This is a genomic window from Mesorhizobium sp. M7A.F.Ca.CA.004.06.1.1, from assembly GCF_003999135.1.
Taxonomy (GTDB): Bacteria; Pseudomonadota; Alphaproteobacteria; order Rhizobiales; family Rhizobiaceae; genus Mesorhizobium.
The window spans coordinates 1-16,215 of the sequence record NZ_RZPQ01000053.1 but is presented as its reverse complement, the minus strand read 5'-3'; the positions used below and the strand labels follow the sequence as shown (position 1 = coordinate 16,215).

The window sequence follows — 16,215 nt, the reverse complement described above, 5'->3', positions numbered from 1 at the left end:
GCCCTTGAGAGGGCGGCGGACCTTTATGTCGGCAAGTTCGCGGTCGCGCCGGACCGCCAGGGACAAGGCATTGGCCGGCGGCTGATGCAGGCAGTCGAAGACCTTGCCCGTAGCCGCGGCAAGGCCGCCGTCGCGCTTCAGACGCGGATCGAGCTGACCGGGAATCATGAAGCCTTTGCTCGCCTCGGCTTTCGCGAAACTGAACGGACGGCGCATGAGGGCTATGCCAGGCCGACCTCGATCACCATGCGCAAAGCTATCTCGTAAGGTTTATCTTACGGTTTGTGGGCCGCGACAGCGTCAGGTCCTGAGCGGCAGCACCCGATCCGGCGGGCGGTGGCCGTCGACGAAGGCACGGATATTGATGATGACCTTCTCGCCCATATCGATGCGGCCCTCGAGCGTCGCCGAGCCCATATGCGGCAAAAGCACGACCTTGTTCTTGGCGGCGAGCTTCAGCAGCTTGCTGTTCAAAGCCGGCTCATGCTCGTAGACGTCGAGGCCGGCCCCGGCGATCTTGCCGTCCTGAATCAGCTTGACCAGCGCTTCCTCGTCGATGATGTCGCCGCGCGCGGTGTTGACGACATATGCGGTGGGCTGCAGCAGCGCCAGCCGCCGCGCTGAAAGCAGATGGAAGGTTGCCGGCGTCGAGGGACAGTTGACCGAGATGATATCCATGCGGGCCAGCATCTGGTCGAGGCTTTCCCAATACGTCGCCTCCAGCCCGTCCTCCACGGCCGGCAGCACGCGGTGGCGGTTGTGGTAGTGGATCGACAGGCCGAAGGCCTTGGCCCGTCTGGCGACGGCGGTGCCGATTCGCCCCATGCCGACAATGCCGAGCCGCTTGCCCCAGATGCGCCGGCCCAGCATCCAGGTCGGAGACCAGCCGGCCCATTTCTTGTCACCGGTGAGCACATTGGCGCCTTCCGCCAGCCGCCGCGGCACCGCCAGCATCAGCGCCATGGTCATGTCGGCGGTGTCCTCGGTCAGGACATTCGGCGTGTTGGTGACGGTGATGCCCCTCTTGGCCGCGGCCGCGACATCGATCTTGTCGACGCCATTGCCGAAGTTGGCGATCAGCTTGAGGTTGTCGCCGGCCTGGGCGATCAGTGCGGCGTCGATCTGGTCGGTTACCGTCGGCACCAGCACGTCGGCCTCCTTGACTGCCGCGACCAGTTCCGGCTGCGTCATCGGCCGGTCCTCGACATTCAGCCTTGCGTCGAACAACTCGCGCATGCGGGTCTCGACCGGGTCGGGCAGCTTTCGCGTGATGACGACGAGAGGCTTCTTTTTGCCTGCCATTGTTTCCCTCCCGAGTACTTGCCGCAATTCCGAACGCAAAACCGCATCACACTTTTGCTGGAATTGCTTCTAACCCGATCTCGTTGAGACCTCTTTAACCAAGACCGGCGAAACTGAAAGCCGGTCGCGGTGCCGATTACTCCCTGTAACAAGCGGTGCCGCCGAAGACAAAGAAAAAGGGGCGCCGAGGCCGATGGGCAAGCGCCGAAAGGAATGAAAGTGTCTGGTTTCGCGTCGCTTCGCCTGACCCTCAGCGCAGCATTTCTCGGCGCTCTGCTTTATTCTCCGCTTGCCGTGGCGCAGAGTGCCGCTGCACCTGCCCAGGGCGTCGTCACGCTTGGTCCGAGTGGCCTGCCGCTGCCGCGCTTCGTCAGCCTGAAATCCGGCCGCGTCAACTCGCGCGTCGGTCCCGGGGCCAACTACTCGGTCGACTGGATGTATATGAAGGCCGGCCTGCCGATGGAGATCATCCAGGAATTCGACACATGGCGCCGCGTGCGCGATGCCGATGGTTCGGAAGGCTGGATCAACCAGTCGCTGCTGTCCGGCCGGCGCACGGCAATCGTTGCTCCGTGGCAGCGCGGCAAGGGTGCCCAGATCAACCTTCTCAACAGCCCCAACAAGGACGCAAGGGTGGTCGCGATGGTCGAGCCGGGCGTCATGGGCACGATCAAATCCTGCGACGGCCAGTGGTGCGAAATGACATTCGATGGCCACACAGGCTGGCTTGCCCAGTCGATCGTCTGGGGCGCCTATCCCGGCGAACGGGTCAAGGACTGATTCTTGACCCAGAATCTTAACCCCGATCCTTCACGGCCCGGTTTGGGTGTGTTGAAATTCAGGTCAGCCTAGCGCCCGATACGGCCGAGATGGGTGTCCTGAAAGCCGGTTGGCAGCTTCAGGCCATAGGCCAGCGCACGGTCGATGGCGATGTGCGCGATCCAGATCAGCGCAACCGCCATCGCGGCCGCATTGCCCCACATGTGCCCGCCGAGCAACAACAGCACGGGCACGGTAAGGGGGCCTCGCCGGTCATTCGCGGCGTTTGGGGCGCAGCCTCACCACGATATCGACATTGGCGATCTCCATCCCTTCCGGCGGCTCCGGCAGGTTGGCGACCGTCACCGGACCACTGTCGATGTCGAATATGCGGTTTTCGCCTTCGATGTAGAAATGGTGGTGGTCGGAGGTGTTGGTGTCGAAATAGGTTTTCGCGCCCTCCACGGCGAGGATGCGCAAAAGTCCCGCCTGGGTAAACTGGTGAAGGGCATTGTAGACGGTGGCCAGCGACACCGGCACGCCGGCGGCAACCGCCTCCTCGTGCAGTTCCTCGGCCGACAGATGCCGGTCGCCCTTGGCGAAAAGCAGATCGGCCAGCGCAATGCGCTGACGCGTCGGCCTCAGGCCAGCTTCACGGACCCGCTTGTCCACAGCGACATTTTCCTTCCGGCCGTCCAGGTCCATCTTCTCGTCGAACCCCACAGTTCCGCCCCAAGACACGCCCAGAATGGCAAAAAAATGAACGTCTGCCGAAACCGGACCTCTCAGGACATATATTCTGTCGTCCGAATGCGATCAATAGCGCGCATTGACCCAGGCAGACGAGCAGGCTAAGCGCAAACGCCGGTTTCCGGCCTGAAACAGATTGTGTTAGGAAACCAACGACAAGGGCACCCGATAGCCCGGAACGATATGGGGATGAGATTGATGGCGGGTAAATCCAGCTACGAGTACGACGAATTGCTGGCCTGCGCCCGCGGCGAACTGTTCGGACCGGGCAACGCCCAGCTTCCCTATCCGCCGATGCTGATGTTCGACCGCATCACCGAGATCAGCGAGACGGGCGGCGCCTTCGAGAAGGGTTTCATCCGCGCGGAGTTCGACATAAAGCCGGACCTGTGGTTCTTTGCCTGCCATTTCATCGGCAATCCGATCATGCCGGGGTGCCTCGGCCTCGACGCCATGTGGCAATTGACGGGCTTCTATCTTGGCTGGCTGGGCGAACCCGGCAAGGGGATGGCGCTGTCGACCGGTGAAGTGAAATTCAAGGGCATGGTCACGCCCTCGGTGAAGAAGGTCGAATATGGCATCGACTTCAAGCGCGTGATGCGGGGCCGGCTGGTGCTCGGCATCGCCGATGGCTGGCTGAAGGCGGATGGCGAACCCATATACGCGGCAACGGATTTGAAAGTCGGTCTGTCCAAGCAGTCGGCGGTTGGCTGACCGGCATCCCTGGCCAGCCCTCTGGCCAGCACCCCTGGAAGGAGTTGCGAATGAGACGTGTCGTAGTCACAGGCATCGGCATTGTGTCGTCGATCGGCAACAATGCCAACGAGGTGCAGACCTCTCTGCATGACGCCAGATCCGGCATCAGCTTCTCCGATTCCTTCGCCGAACACGGCTTCCGCTGCCAGGTCTGGGGAGCGCCGACGCTCGATCCATCGGCCATGATCGACCGCCGTGCGATGCGCTTCCTGAGCCAGGGGGCTGCCTGGAACCATGTCGCCATGGATCAGGCGATCGCGGATGCGGGCCTCGGCGAGAGCGACATCACCAATGAGCGCACCGGCATCGTCATGGGATCGGGCGGACCATCCACCCGCACCATCGTCGAAGCTGCCGAAACGACGCTGAAGAACGGCAGTCCCAAGCGCATCGGTCCGTTCGCGGTGCCGAAGGCAATGTCGTCGACCGCATCGGCGACGCTTGCCACCTGGTTCAAGATCCACGGCGTCAACTACTCGATCTCGTCGGCCTGTTCGACCTCGGCGCATTGCATCGGCAATGGCTATGAATTGATCCAGTGGGGCAAGCAGGACATCATCTTTGCCGGCGGCCACGAGGATCTCGACTGGACGATGTCGGACCTGTTCGACGCCATGGGCGCCATGTCGTCGAAATTCAACGACAACGCATCGACCGCTTCCCGCGCCTATGACGCCAATCGCGACGGCTTCGTCATCGCCGGCGGCGCCGGGGTGCTGGTGCTGGAAGAGCTTGAGCATGCCAAAGCGCGCGGCGCGAAAATCTATGCCGAGATCGTTGGCTATGGCGCGACGTCGGATGGTCACGACATGGTTGCCCCTTCAGGCGAGGGCGCAGTCCGCTGCATGCGCCAGGCGCTGGCCACGGTTTCCACACCGGTCGACTACATCAACACCCATGGTACCTCGACGCCGGTGGGAGATTCCAAGGAAATGGGAGCGATCCGCGAGGTGTTCGGCCCAGAGATGCCGTATATCACCTCGACGAAGTCGCTGACCGGCCATTCGCTGGGCGCGGCCGGCGTGCAGGAATCCATCTATTCGATCCTGATGATGCAGGGCGGCTTCATCGGCGAAAGCGCCCATATCGAGACCCTCGACCCCGAATTCGAGGGCATGCCGATCGTGCGAAAGCGCATCGACGACGCCAGGATCGACACTGTCTTGTCCAATTCGTTCGGCTTCGGCGGCACCAACGCCACGCTCGTTTTCCAGCGCTATTCCGCATAAGGATTTGCCGGCCATGGACGGATTGATGAAGGGCAAGCGCGGGCTTGTCATGGGTGTCGCCAACGATCATTCGATCGCCTGGGGCATCGCCCGGAAATTATCCGAACATGGCGCGGAACTCGCCTTCACCTATCAGGGTGATGCCTTCGGACGCCGGGTCAGGCCGCTGGCCGACAAGCTCGGCGCCTCGCTGGTCGTGCCGTGCGACGTCGAGGACAGCGCCTCTGTCGCGGCCACGTTCGAGACTCTGGGCAAGGAATGGGGCGGGCTGGATTTCGTCGTCCACGCCATTGGCTTTTCCGACAAGAACGAGCTGAAAGGCCTCTACGCCGACACCAGCCGGGACAATTTCGTCCGCACCATGGTGATCTCCTGCTACTCCTTCACTGAGGTCGCCCGCCATGCGGCCACCTTGATGAAGGACGGCGGATCGATGATCACGCTGACCTATGCGGGGTCGGTCCGCGTCATGCCGAACTACAATGTCATGGGCGTCGCCAAGGCAGGGCTGGAGGCGAGTGTCCGGTATCTTGCGAACGACTACGGTCCGCGCGCCATCAGGGTGAACGCCATTTCGGCTGGACCGGTGCGCACGCTCGCCGGCGCCGGCATTTCCGATGCGCGCCACATGTTCTCCTACCAGCAGCGAAACTCGCCGCTGCGCCGCACGGTGACCATCGACGAGGTCGGTGGCTCGGCACTTTATCTGTTGTCGGATCTGTCTTCCGGGGTTACCGGCGAAATCCACTATGTCGATTCCGGCTATCACATCGTTTCCATGCCGACGCTCGACGAATTGAAGCAGACCGACGGCGCACGAGACTAACGCCTGCCGCCCAAAGATGCGCGGCGGTTTTAAAATGGCGACATTTGAAGACACGAAGCTTAGGCGCGCCAGTTGAATCCGTTTCAGCGCCAGGCGCGTTGATCCGCTCAAGAAATACTTTCGGTCCAATAAAATTGGATTCATTCGCGGAAACTCATTTTAAGGAGATATCCGCTAGAAAGCCCCGTACTCAGGGGAACTTTCAATGCTCGCCGTCAGCCACCCGAAGCGAACACCGGTGTTCCGACTGCTCACCATAGCGAGTTCGGGTCTCGGCAGTTTCGTCCTCGGGCTCTGGGGCCTGAAGCTCGGTCTCGGCGATGGTTTTGCCGGCATCTCCGCGGACATGATGGTCTCGGTGATGGCCGCTCTTTGCGCACTGGCGGCGTCGGTCGCCGCGATGTCCTTCTTCGCCGGCGTCGATGAATCAGCGGATTTCGTCTTCACGGAAACCCATTTCGACAAGCTGACCGGCCTGGTGGCACGCCCGGCGATGGTCGGCAAGATTGCCGAGGCGGCATGCGCGACCAGCCGGACCGGCGAGCCGATGTTCCTCATCGATATCGACATCGACCGCTTCAAGCAGATCAATGACGCCATCGGCTACAGCCAGGGCGACGAGTTGATCCGCGCCTTCACCAAGCGCTTGAAGACGTGCGTGCCACCGCGCGCGCTGATCGGACGCATCGGCGCCGGTGAATTCGCGATCCTGCTGCCCGACAATCAAGTCTCGGGGTCCTTGGAAAGCACCATAGAGAGGCTCATCGACGAGATGATGGAGCCCTATGATCTCGGTACGCACCTGCAATCGGTCAGCCTGTCGGTCGGCATCGTGGCGATGCCAAAGGACGGCGTCGATCCGGTCCTCATCCTGCGCCGCTCTAATCTGGCGCTGCAGAACGCGCGCGCCAGCGGCGTCGGCAACTGGTCGGTCTTCCATGCCGAAATGGGCAGGGTCGCCGACCATCGCCAATGGATCGAATCCGAACTGCACATAGCCTTCGAACGTGGTGACTTCGACCTTCATTACCAGCCGCAGCTCGATCTCCCGACCGGCCGCATCGTCGGGTATGAAGCGCTTATCCGCTGGCGGCATCCGGAACGCGGCATGATCCCGCCTATGGAGTTCATTCCGATCGCCGAGGAAACCGGCATGATCGGCCCGATCGGCGAATGGGTGCTGCGCAAAGCCTGCAGCGACGCCCGGCATCTGCCCGACGATTGCTTCGTCGCCGTCAACATCTCGCCCGTCCAGTTCATGACCAAGGACTTCGTCGGCATCGTGCACGACGCCATGACGAGCACCGGCATCAAGCCGTCGCGGCTGGAGCTGGAAGTGACCGAGACGGCGATGATGCAGGACCGCGACCGCGCCGCCGCCATCCTGAAGGAGCTTGCGGATATGGGCATCTCGGTCGCCGTCGACGATTTCGGTACCGGCTATTCCAATTTGAGCTATTTGATCGATTTCTCATTCGGCAAGCTGAAGATCGACCGGTCCTTCGTCAGCCGCCTCGACACCGACTCCAGCTCCGGCGCGGTCGTCTCGACGATCGTCGGGCTTTCGCGCGCGCTCGGCGTCAGCATCATTGCCGAAGGCGTCGAGACCGAAAGCCAGGCGACGCTGCTCAGGGCAGCCGGCTGCGAGGTGGTGCAAGGCTACCTGTACGGCAGGCCGGCCCCCCTCAAGATCAGGGTCGGCGACGTGCATGTCACCGATGAGGTCCGACGCGTCGCCAATCTGCATTGAACGCGGTGCATTGTATCAACGACGAGCGACAAGCACCTTGAACATGCCGTCGCGGGCGAGTTCGGCATGGCTCGAAAAAGCGGCCGCCAGGATCGGCTCATAGGGAAGCTGGCGGTTGGCGACCATGAACAGCCGACCACCTGGTTTCAAGGCCTTGGCCGCCGCGCGGATCATGCCGGCGCCGATCTCCGGCTCGGCCGCCCGGCTGCGGTGAAAGGGCGGGTTCATGGCGATCGCGTCGTAGCGCTTCTCGACCGGTTCCTTCAGCAGATCGATCCAGAAGAAATTCCTGGCGATCGACTGGCCGACCCCTGCCAGATGGAGCTTTGCGGCTTCGAGCGAGGCGAAATCGGCCTCATAGAGGTCGAGCGCTGAAATGCCGGGTGAGCGGACGGCGATCTCGGCAGCCAGATACCCCCAGCCGGCGCAGAAATCGGCAATGTTGCCACGCAGATCATTGGGCAGGTTCTCGACCAGCAATTTCGAGCCGGTATCGATCCGGTCGAAGGAAAACATGCCGGGCGCGGTGCGGAACCGGTTTTCAACCAGCAGAGCGGGATTGGCGGCGCGCAGTTCCTCCGCGGCGGCGAGGTCGGCGGGACGGCGTAACCAGAAGGCGATGCCGTGATATTTCGGCAGATGGCCCTCGAGGGGGACAAGTTCGCCGACCCGCTTGCGCAGGCTGGCAATGCCATCGTCCTTGCCGCCGCCAACGACGACCAAGCCGCCCGGCGCCACACGCTCAAGCGCCTCCGCGAGGCGCACTTCGTTCAGACCCCGATGCCGGCCGGCAAGCACAAGTGCCATATCGAAGCCATCGCCTTCCACTTGCGCGGTGACGGCGCAGCCAGACGCCTGCAGCGCGCTAAAATGCGGCCGGAAGCCCTGCACGAGGTGAAGCGTCGCCTCGAAGCCTTCAGGCAGGCGAAAACCCGGCTCAGCGCCGAGAAACAGCACGCGCTCGCCCTTTCCCGGCAAAGCAACAGCCTCGGCCTCGAAGGGATGGAAAAGCGTCTTCAACGGCTCGGCGGACATCGTTCGATCTCGACTTGTCTGGGCTATTTGAAAGTGAAAACCGGGGCTGAAATGAAAACGGGCGCGACATAAGCCGCGCCCGCTTCAATTCATGAACTCAAGACGTTCAGGCGGCGTTTTCTTCGCCTTCGCTCTTCTTGTCGCGGGCGAGTTCCTTGCCGGTGGCCTGGTCAACGACCTTCATCGACAGGCGGACCTTGCCGCGCTCGTCGAAGCCCATCAGCTTGACCCAGACCTTGTCGCCTTCCTTGACCACGTCCGAGGTCTTGGCGACCCGGTCGTTGGCAAGCTGCGAGATGTGGACGAGGCCGTCACGCGGACCGAAGAAGTTGACGAAAGCGCCGAAATCCGCGGTCTTGACGACCGTACCTTCGTAGATCTCGCCGACTTCCGGCTCGGCGACGATGGTGTGGATCCACTTCTTCGCCGCCTCGATCTCCTTGGCGTTGGACGAAGCGATCTTGACCGTGCCGTCGTCCTCGATGTTGATCTTGGCGCCGGTCTTTTCGACGATCTCGCGGATCACCTTGCCGCCCGAGCCGATCACGTCACGGATCTTGTCGGTCGGGATGTGCATCACTTCGATGCGCGGTGCGAACTCACCGAGTTCCGAACGCGCGCCGGTCAGAGCATGCGCCATCTCGCCGAGGATGTGCTGGCGGCCATCCTTGGCCTGGTCCAGCGCGATCTTCATGATCTCCTCGGTGATGCCTTCGATCTTGATATCCATCTGCAACGAGGTGATGCCGTTGGCGGTGCCGGCGACCTTGAAGTCCATATCGCCGAGGTGATCCTCATCACCAAGGATGTCGGACAGAACGGCGAAACGCTCGCCCTCCTTGATCAGGCCCATGGCAATACCGGCGACGGGCTTGGCCAGCGGCACGCCGGCATCCATCAGCGCCAGAGAGGTGCCGCAGACGGTGGCCATCGACGACGAACCGTTGGACTCGGTGATCTCCGAGACGACGCGCAGCGTGTAGGGGAACTGGTCGGCACTCGGCAGCATCGGGCGAATGGCGCGCCAGGCAAGCTTGCCGTGGCCGATTTCGCGGCGACCCGGCGAACCCATGCGGCCGGTCTCGCCGACCGAGTAGGGAGGGAAGTTGTAGTGAAGGAGGAACTTCTCCTTGTACATGCCGGTCAGGGAATCGACATACTGCTCGTCCTCGCCGGTGCCGAGCGTTGCAACGACCAGCGCCTGGGTCTCGCCGCGGGTGAACAGCGCCGAACCGTGGGTGCGTGGCAGGACGCCGACTTCAGAGACGATCTTGCGGACTGTCTTCAGGTCACGGCCATCGATGCGCGAGCCGGTGTCGAGAATGTTCCAGCGCACGACCTTGGCCTGGAGTTCCTTGAAAACCGAACCGATCTGCTCGGAGGTGTACTTGGCATCTTCGCCTTCGACCGGGGCGAACGCTGCCTTGACCTTCGCCTTGACGGCGTCGACGGCGGCGTAGCGCTTCTGCTTGTCGACGTTCTTGTAGGCATTGCTGAGTTCGTCGCCGACGATCTTCAGCATCTCGGCTTCAAGCGCGGAATAGTCCGGCGCGGTGAAGTCGCGCGGCTCCTTGGCGGCGACTTCGGCCAGCTTGATGATGGCGTCGATGACCGGCTGGAAACCCTTGTGGCCGAACATGACGGCGCCGAGCATCAGCTCTTCGCCCAATTCCTTGGCCTCGGACTCAACCATCAGCACGGCGTCGGTGGTGCCGGCGACGATCAGGTCGAGCTTCGATTCCTGCATCTCGTCGACATGCGGGTTGAGCACGTATTCGCCGTTGATATAGCCAACGCGGGCGCCGCCGATCGGGCCCATGAAGGGCACGCCCGAGAGCGTCAGGGCAGCCGAGGTGGCCACGATCGACAGGATGTCGGGATCGTTCTCGAGGTCATGTTGGACGACGGTGACGACGATCTGCGTGTCGTTCTTGTAGCCGGAGGCGAAGAGCGGGCGGATCGGGCGGTCGATGAGGCGGGAAACCAGCGTTTCCTTCTCGCTCGGACGGCCTTCACGCTTGAAATAGCCACCCGGGATCTTGCCGGCGGCGTAAGTCTTTTCCTGGTAGTTGACGGTCAGCGGGAAGAAATCGAGGCCGGGCTTCGGCTCCTTCATCGAAACAACGGTGGCGAGAACCTTGGTCTCGCCGTAGGTGGCGAGCACCGCGCCGTCAGCCTGGCGTGCGATCTTGCCGGTTTCGAGGATGAGCGGACGGCCGCCCCATTCGATTTCCACTTTGTGGTGATTGAACATGTCTTGTCCTTAATATGAGGAAAGGGCCGCGCCGTTTCACGGTGCGCGGATGCCCTTTCCCTGGCTTCCTTTCTCGGGCAGCCACGGGCAAGACAACGGGAAGCTCGGGTAATTTCGGCGCGGCGAGCGCGCGCGAGCGTCCTGCAATCCTGCCCCATGACCGTCCATGGGCGGTTTCGAGTGCCCTCTGCACGATCGAAACCGGGTCTGGCCAGTCGATACGACTGGCAGAATGCGCGACCGGCGGGCTCTCCTTCGAAAGCCCGCCGGTCAATTCGTCAACGACGCAGACCGAGCTTCTCGATCAGCGTCTGGTAGCGCGCGTCGTCCTTGCGCTTGAGATAATCAAGCAGGCTGCGGCGCTGGGAGACGAGAGCAAGCAGACCACGGCGGGAATGGTTATCCTTCTTGTGGTCCTTGAAATGGTCGGTCAGGTTCTTGATGCGCTCGGAAAGGATGGCCACCTGGACTTCCGGAGACCCGGTATCGCCCTTGGCGGTTGCGAATTCACCCATCAATTCCTGTTTGCGCTCGGCAGTAATCGACATCGTGTTTTTCCTTATCTGTTTGAGGAAACGGGTCGCCCTCAGCCGGGATGTCGTCCAGCAGGGGCCGGTGCAAGCAAAGCGTCACAGCGCTATGCTGCGGCGCATATAGTGCAATTCCCCGGAAAACACCAGCCCAATTCACCAGCCGGCTTTTCAGGCCCAAAATGGCAGGTTTATCCTTGTCAAAGCCATTTCTTCCATTTGAAGAAGGCGATCAGCCCGAACGCGACAAGCGCCATGAACAGCAGCGACAAGGGATAGCCATAATAGGCCTTCAGTTCCGGCATGTTCCAGGGCGAAGACTCCGGGTCGAAATTCATGCCCCAGATGCCGACCAGGAAGGTGAGCGGCATGAAGATGACCGATACGATGGTGAGATAGCTGATGACGTCGTTGGTGCGCGCCTGGCTCAGCGACAGGTGCATTTCGATCAGGCCGGTCAGCATGTCGCGCTGGGTTTCGACCAGTTCGATCAGCCGCAGCGCATGGTCGAGCGTGTCGTTGAGGAAGATCTTGGTCTCGGCCTTCACATAGGGCACATCGTTGCGGATCAGCGTCGCCAGCGCATCGCGCATTGGCCAAAGCACGCCTTTCAGCACGTTGGCGTCGCGCCGCAATTCATGCAGTTGCCGCATCTGATGCTTGTGCGGCGAATGCAGCATCTCGTCCTCGATGCTGTCGACCGTGTCGCCGGCGGCCTCGATCGGCGGAAAATAGCTGTCGACGATGGCATCGATCAGCGCATAGGCGAGGTAATCGGCGCCGCGGGCGCGCAGCCGGTTGGGCGCCGAACTTTCGATGCGCTTGCGCACCGGATCGAACGGATCGCCTTCCCGCTCCTGGAAGGTAACGACGAAGTTGCTGCCGAAGAAGACGGCGATCTGCTCATAGCGATGCGAGGTGACGTCGTCGATCATCCTGACGACGACGAAGGCATGGTCCTCGAAGAAGTCGACCTTCGGCCGCTGGCCGGTGTTGACGACGTCCTCCAGCGCCAGCGGATGCAGGCTGAAAATGCGGCCGATCTCCTCGATCAGCGGGATGTTGGCGAGGCCGGTGCAGTCGAGCCAGAGGACCGGCCATTTGTCGCAATGGGTGTTGAGGTCGTCGATGCTGGCATTTTCGATGGTCTTGAATTTTTCGGGCGAGATCAGCGTCAGCCTGAGTTCGCTGCGACGCGCCGAGGGGTCGGCGATCAGCGTGCCAGGCGACGCACCGACCGGCGGCCGGCGCGTTTTCACCGGCGCCCGTTTGTTCACCGCTTCGGCCTTTGCCATGTGCCCCTCGAACGTAGAGTCGAACTGAAGTTAGACGAGAGCCGTCACCCGGCAAAGACCCGCTTGGGCTTGAACATGCCTTGCTCGATGGCACCGATGGCGACCAGCTTGCCGCGCGCCGTGGCGCAGGCTTCCTCGGCTTCCACCGGTGCATCGCGGCTGCGGATGATGACTGGGTTGCCAAGGCGGATCTTGGTCGCCGCATCGTCGCTGATGGCGATCTGCGGCAGGCAATCGAGGGCAGCCGATGTGTCGACCAGGAGCGCATCGATGGCATCGAAGTCGATTGGCACTTCCACCTTGTCGGCAGCCTCTGCCGTGTCGGCGGCTACCGTAGCGTCGGCGATATCAGTCGCGTCCGCGTTTCCCTCCACCACGCCGAAACGGGCAGCTTCCAACTCGGCGATGGTAACGAAGTCCTCCGAGGTGAACGGTTCGACCTCGACCCGGCGCAATTCGCTGATATGGCCGAAACAGCCCATGTCGCGGCCCATGTCGCGGGCCAGCGAACGCACATAGGTGCCCTTGCCGCACTCGACCTCGAAAACAGTATGGTCGGCGCCATGCTCGACAACGTCCAGACGGCCGATCTCGATCTCTCGCGCGGGTATGTCGACCGTCGCACCGTCGCGGGCCAGATCATAGGCGCGCTCGCCGGCGATCTTGATGGCCGAGAATTGCGGCGGCGTCTGCATGATGACGCCGGTGTATTTCGGCAGCAGGGCGAGCACCTCGGCTTCCGACGGACGCAGATCGGACTCCTTCGACACCGGACCTTCGAGGTCATCGGTGGAGCGCTCCTGCCCCCATGCGACGGTGAAGCGATAGATCTTGGCGCCGTCCTGCACGTAGGGAACGGTCTTGGTGGCCTCGCCAAGCGCGATCGGCAGCATGCCGGACGCCAGCGGATCGAGCGTGCCGGCATGGCCGGCTTTTTCCGCCTGGAACAGCCATTTGATCTTGGAGACGGCTTCGGTCGAGCCCATGCCGACCGGCTTGTCCAGGATCAGCCAGCCCGAGATCGGCCGGCCCTTCTTCTTGCCGCGGCGCGCCACTATTCGGTGTCCTTGTTGTCGTCTTTGTCCTGGTCCGCGTTTTGCTGGTCCTCAGGACCCAGATCGCGCGCCACTTCCGGCGATTTCAAGAGGTCGTTGATCCTGGCGAAATTGTCGAAGGAGGTGTCGAGCTTGAAGCGAAACTCCGGCATGAATTTCATCTGCCGCAGCGCGCCGGAGACACGGCCACGGATGAATTTCGCATGCTTGTTCAGCGCCTCGACCACCGCATCGGTATCCTTGGCGCCGAGTGGCGAAACGAAAGCGGTAGCGACCTTCAAATCGGGCGACATGCGCACTTCCGAGACCGACACCACGGTGTTCTCGATCAGCGGATCGATGATCTCGCCGCGCTGCAGGGTTTCGGACAGCGCATGGCGCACCTGTTCGGCGACGCGCAGCATGCGCTGGGATGGGCTGGATGTGGTTGGACGGGGCATTTTTCTCTATCCTGAAGCGTGAGGCGCGGGATGGGACCGTGCCGCATGTCTCATATGGGTCGTTCTCAATAGACCTCGGGCGGCGGCCTTTCGGCCACCGCCCGGTATGGACAAGTCACTCGAACTCAGAGTGTCCGGGTCACCATCTCGACGCGGAAGCACTCGATGACGTCGCCGACGCGCATGTCTTCGTAATTCTGGAAGGCCATGCCGCACTCCTGGCCGCCGGGGACTTCCGAAACTTCGTCCTTGAAGCGCTTCAGGGTCTTCAGCGTCCCTTCGTGGATGACGACGTTGTCACGGATCAGGCGCACACCCGCGCCACGCTCGACCTTGCCTTCGGTGACACGGCAGCCGGCGATCTTGCCGACCTTGGTGATGTCGAAGATCTCGAGGATCTGCGCGTTGCCGATGAAGGTCTCGCGACGCTCCGGCGACAGCAGGCCCGACAGAGCCGCCTTCACGTCATCCACGAGGTTGTAGATGATCGAGTAGTAGCGGATCTCGATGCCAGCCGCCGCTGCGGCGGCACGCGCCTGGACGTTGGCGCGGACGTTGAAGCCGATGATCGCGGCACCCGAAGTCTCCGCCAGCGACACGTCGCTTTCGGTGATGGCGCCGGCGCCGGCATGGACGATGCGCGCACGCACTTCGTCGGTGCCGAGTTTGTCGAGTGCGGCGTTGATCGCCTCGATCGAGCCCTGCACGTCGCCCTTGATGACCAGCGGGAATTCCTTCAGCCCGCTTGTCTGCAATTGCGACATCATCTGCTCAAGCGAACCGCGCTGGCCGGCATGCTTGGCAACCGCCTTCTCGCGCGCCAGCCGCTGGCGGTATTCGGTGATCTCGCGGGCACGGGCCTCGTTGTTGACCACGGCGAAGCGATCGCCGGCCTGCGGTGTGCCCTGCAAGCCAAGCACTTCCACCGGCATCGCCGGCGGCGCTTCCTTGATCTGCACGCCACGATCGTTGACCAGCGCACGCACCCGGCCCCATTCGTTGCCGGCAACAAGGATGTCGCCCGGCATCAGCGTGCCGGTCTGCACCAGCACGGTCGCGACGGGGCCACGGCCCTTGTCGAGCTGGGCTTCGATGACGACACCCTCGGCGGTACGATCCGGATTGGCCTTCAGGTCGAGAATTTCGGCCTGCAGCAGGATCGCCTCGAGCAGCTTGTCGAGATTGGTGCCCTTGGTCGCCGACACTTCGACGTCCAGAACTTCACCGCCCATGGATTCGACGAAAACCTCGTGGCGCAGCAGTTCGGAGCGCACTTTCTGCGGATCGGCATCATGCTTGTCGATCTTGTTGATCGCCACGATGATCGGAACGCCGGCCGCCTTGGCATGGCTGATCGATTCGATCGTCTGCGGCATGACGCTGTCGTCGGCGGCAACCACCAGGATGGCAATGTCGGTCGCCTGGGCGCCACGAGCACGCATCGCCGTGAAGGCGGCGTGGCCGGGCGTGTCGATGAAGGTGATCTTGTGACCGTTCTTCTCGACCTGGTAGGCGCCGATATGCTGGGTGATGCCGCCGGCTTCGCCGGAGACGACATTGGCGTTGCGGATCGCGTCGAGCAGCGAGGTCTTGCCATGATCGACGTGACCCATGATCGTCACGACCGGCGGACGCGAAACCAGGTCCTCGGCATTGTCGGCGATGTTGAACAGGCCTTCCTCGATGTCGGACTCGGCGACGCGGCGGACCGTGTGGCCGAATTCGGTAGCAACCAGCTCGGCCGTGTCGGCATCGATGACGTCGCCCGGCTTCAGCACCTCCGCCGGCGACTTGGCCTTGACGGTCTTGCCGGCAACCACATGGCGCATGGCAAAACCCATGTCCTCCTTGCTGACGGTGCCTTCGACGCGCTCCTTGACGATCTCGCCCGACGCCTGCCGTGCGGGCTGCAGGCCGATCGACAGCCCGGTCGCCGAACTGTCGAGCACGACGGCGAGCGACCATTCGGGAACATCCTCCAGCCCCTTGACGGCGCCAAGCGGCACGCCCCAGTCGCCCGACACGTCGATCGATGTTACCGGCCCGCGATAACCGCGCAGCGTGTCGTATTTCATCAACCCGTTCTGCATCGATTTGCGGGCAATGAGCTGTATCTTCGGATCGAGCGTGGTGCGGACGGAGAGGCCGCCTTCGTAAAGCGCGTTCTCGCCGTAGCGGGCGATGATCTGGCGGCGCACCTCTTCGGTAAAGTACTCGCCGGCGAACAGATAGGT

The 16,215-nt window shown here is 62.5% G+C and carries 15 protein-coding genes and 1 pseudogene; 6 read left to right on the top strand and 10 right to left on the bottom strand.

Translation table 11 applies throughout. The features are described 5' to 3' along the window. The coding region (locus EN906_RS05940) for a GNAT family N-acetyltransferase (RefSeq protein WP_164777109.1) at window positions 1-267 on the top strand (267 nt) is incomplete at its 5' end. Window positions 268-300: 33 nt separating this feature from the next. Here the strand turns inward: EN906_RS05940 and EN906_RS05935 are convergent. After that, entirely contained in the window at window positions 301-1,302 is a 1,002-nt protein-coding gene (locus tag EN906_RS05935; protein WP_023811391.1) for a D-glycerate dehydrogenase, read from the bottom strand. Window positions 1,303-1,521: 219 nt separating this feature from the next. Here EN906_RS05935 and EN906_RS05930 point away from each other — a divergent pair, with 219 nt between their 5' ends. Then, the gene (locus EN906_RS05930) at window positions 1,522-2,082 is read left to right on the top strand and encodes an SH3 domain-containing protein (protein ID WP_127267923.1); all 561 of its coding nucleotides are present in this window, start codon (window positions 1,522-1,524) and stop codon (window positions 2,080-2,082) included. Window positions 2,083-2,150: 68 nt separating this feature from the next. Here the strand turns inward: EN906_RS05930 and EN906_RS05925 are convergent. Both EN906_RS05925 and irrA read right to left on the bottom strand, forming a co-directional pair. Beyond that, window positions 2,151-2,315 (bottom strand): annotated as a pseudogene (locus EN906_RS05925) (DUF4260 family protein); the annotation flags it as partial. A 19-nt stretch (window positions 2,316-2,334) separates the two neighbouring features. Next, complete coding sequence (irrA, locus tag EN906_RS05920; RefSeq protein ID WP_024503471.1) at window positions 2,335-2,766, bottom strand: iron response transcriptional regulator IrrA; 432 nt, start codon at window positions 2,764-2,766, stop codon at window positions 2,335-2,337. 243 nt (window positions 2,767-3,009) lie between these two features. Between irrA and fabA the strand changes: the two genes are divergently transcribed. The 4 genes from fabA (at window position 3,010) to EN906_RS05900 (ending at window position 7,372) form a co-directional block, all read left to right on the top strand. After that, window positions 3,010-3,525: a 3-hydroxyacyl-[acyl-carrier-protein] dehydratase FabA gene (gene fabA / locus EN906_RS05915; protein WP_013527885.1), complete on the top strand. Its 516-nt coding sequence runs from the start codon at window positions 3,010-3,012 to the stop codon at window positions 3,523-3,525. 50 nt (window positions 3,526-3,575) lie between these two features. Continuing rightward, window positions 3,576-4,796 carry a beta-ketoacyl-ACP synthase I gene (fabB, locus tag EN906_RS05910; protein ID WP_127267922.1) on the top strand — a complete coding sequence of 407 codons (1,221 nt, stop codon included), beginning with the start codon at window positions 3,576-3,578 and terminating at the stop codon, window positions 4,794-4,796. Window positions 4,797-4,809: 13 nt separating this feature from the next. Further along, window positions 4,810-5,622 (top strand): enoyl-ACP reductase FabI, encoded by an 813-nt coding sequence (gene fabI, locus EN906_RS05905; RefSeq protein WP_127267921.1) that lies wholly within the window; start codon window positions 4,810-4,812, stop codon window positions 5,620-5,622. A 205-nt stretch (window positions 5,623-5,827) separates the two neighbouring features. Continuing rightward, window positions 5,828-7,372, top strand: coding sequence for a bifunctional diguanylate cyclase/phosphodiesterase (locus EN906_RS05900; protein WP_127267920.1), 1,545 nt, complete (start codon window positions 5,828-5,830; stop codon window positions 7,370-7,372). Between the two features lie 15 nt (window positions 7,373-7,387). Here the strand turns inward: EN906_RS05900 and EN906_RS05895 are convergent, their stop codons facing one another. The 7 genes from EN906_RS05895 to infB form a co-directional block, all read right to left on the bottom strand. Further along, on the bottom strand, window positions 7,388-8,407 hold the full coding sequence (locus EN906_RS05895) for a class I SAM-dependent methyltransferase (protein ID WP_127267919.1): 1,020 nt from the start codon (window positions 8,405-8,407) through the stop codon (window positions 7,388-7,390). Between the two features lie 106 nt (window positions 8,408-8,513). Next, window positions 8,514-10,661: a polyribonucleotide nucleotidyltransferase gene (pnp, locus tag EN906_RS05890; RefSeq protein WP_127270698.1), complete on the bottom strand. Its 2,148-nt coding sequence runs from the start codon at window positions 10,659-10,661 to the stop codon at window positions 8,514-8,516. Window positions 10,662-10,939: 278 nt separating this feature from the next. Beyond that, entirely contained in the window at window positions 10,940-11,251 is a 312-nt protein-coding gene (rpsO, locus tag EN906_RS05885; protein WP_269470859.1) for a 30S ribosomal protein S15, read from the bottom strand. 140 nt (window positions 11,252-11,391) lie between these two features. Next, window positions 11,392-12,486, bottom strand: a complete 1,095-nt coding sequence (corA, locus tag EN906_RS05880) for a magnesium/cobalt transporter CorA (RefSeq protein WP_127270701.1) — start codon at window positions 12,484-12,486, stop codon at window positions 11,392-11,394. A 44-nt stretch (window positions 12,487-12,530) separates the two neighbouring features. After that, window positions 12,531-13,541 (bottom strand): tRNA pseudouridine(55) synthase TruB, encoded by a 1,011-nt coding sequence (truB, locus tag EN906_RS05875; RefSeq protein WP_127375100.1) that lies wholly within the window; start codon window positions 13,539-13,541, stop codon window positions 12,531-12,533. Beyond that, complete coding sequence (gene rbfA / locus EN906_RS05870) at window positions 13,541-13,981, bottom strand: 30S ribosome-binding factor RbfA (RefSeq protein WP_127270705.1); 441 nt, start codon at window positions 13,979-13,981, stop codon at window positions 13,541-13,543. The genes truB and rbfA overlap by 1 nt, the downstream gene beginning before the upstream one ends. 125 nt (window positions 13,982-14,106) lie before the next feature. Continuing rightward, window positions 14,107-16,215: translation initiation factor IF-2 (gene infB, locus EN906_RS05865; protein WP_206529071.1), on the bottom strand; the 2,109-nt coding region annotated here is incomplete at its 5' end.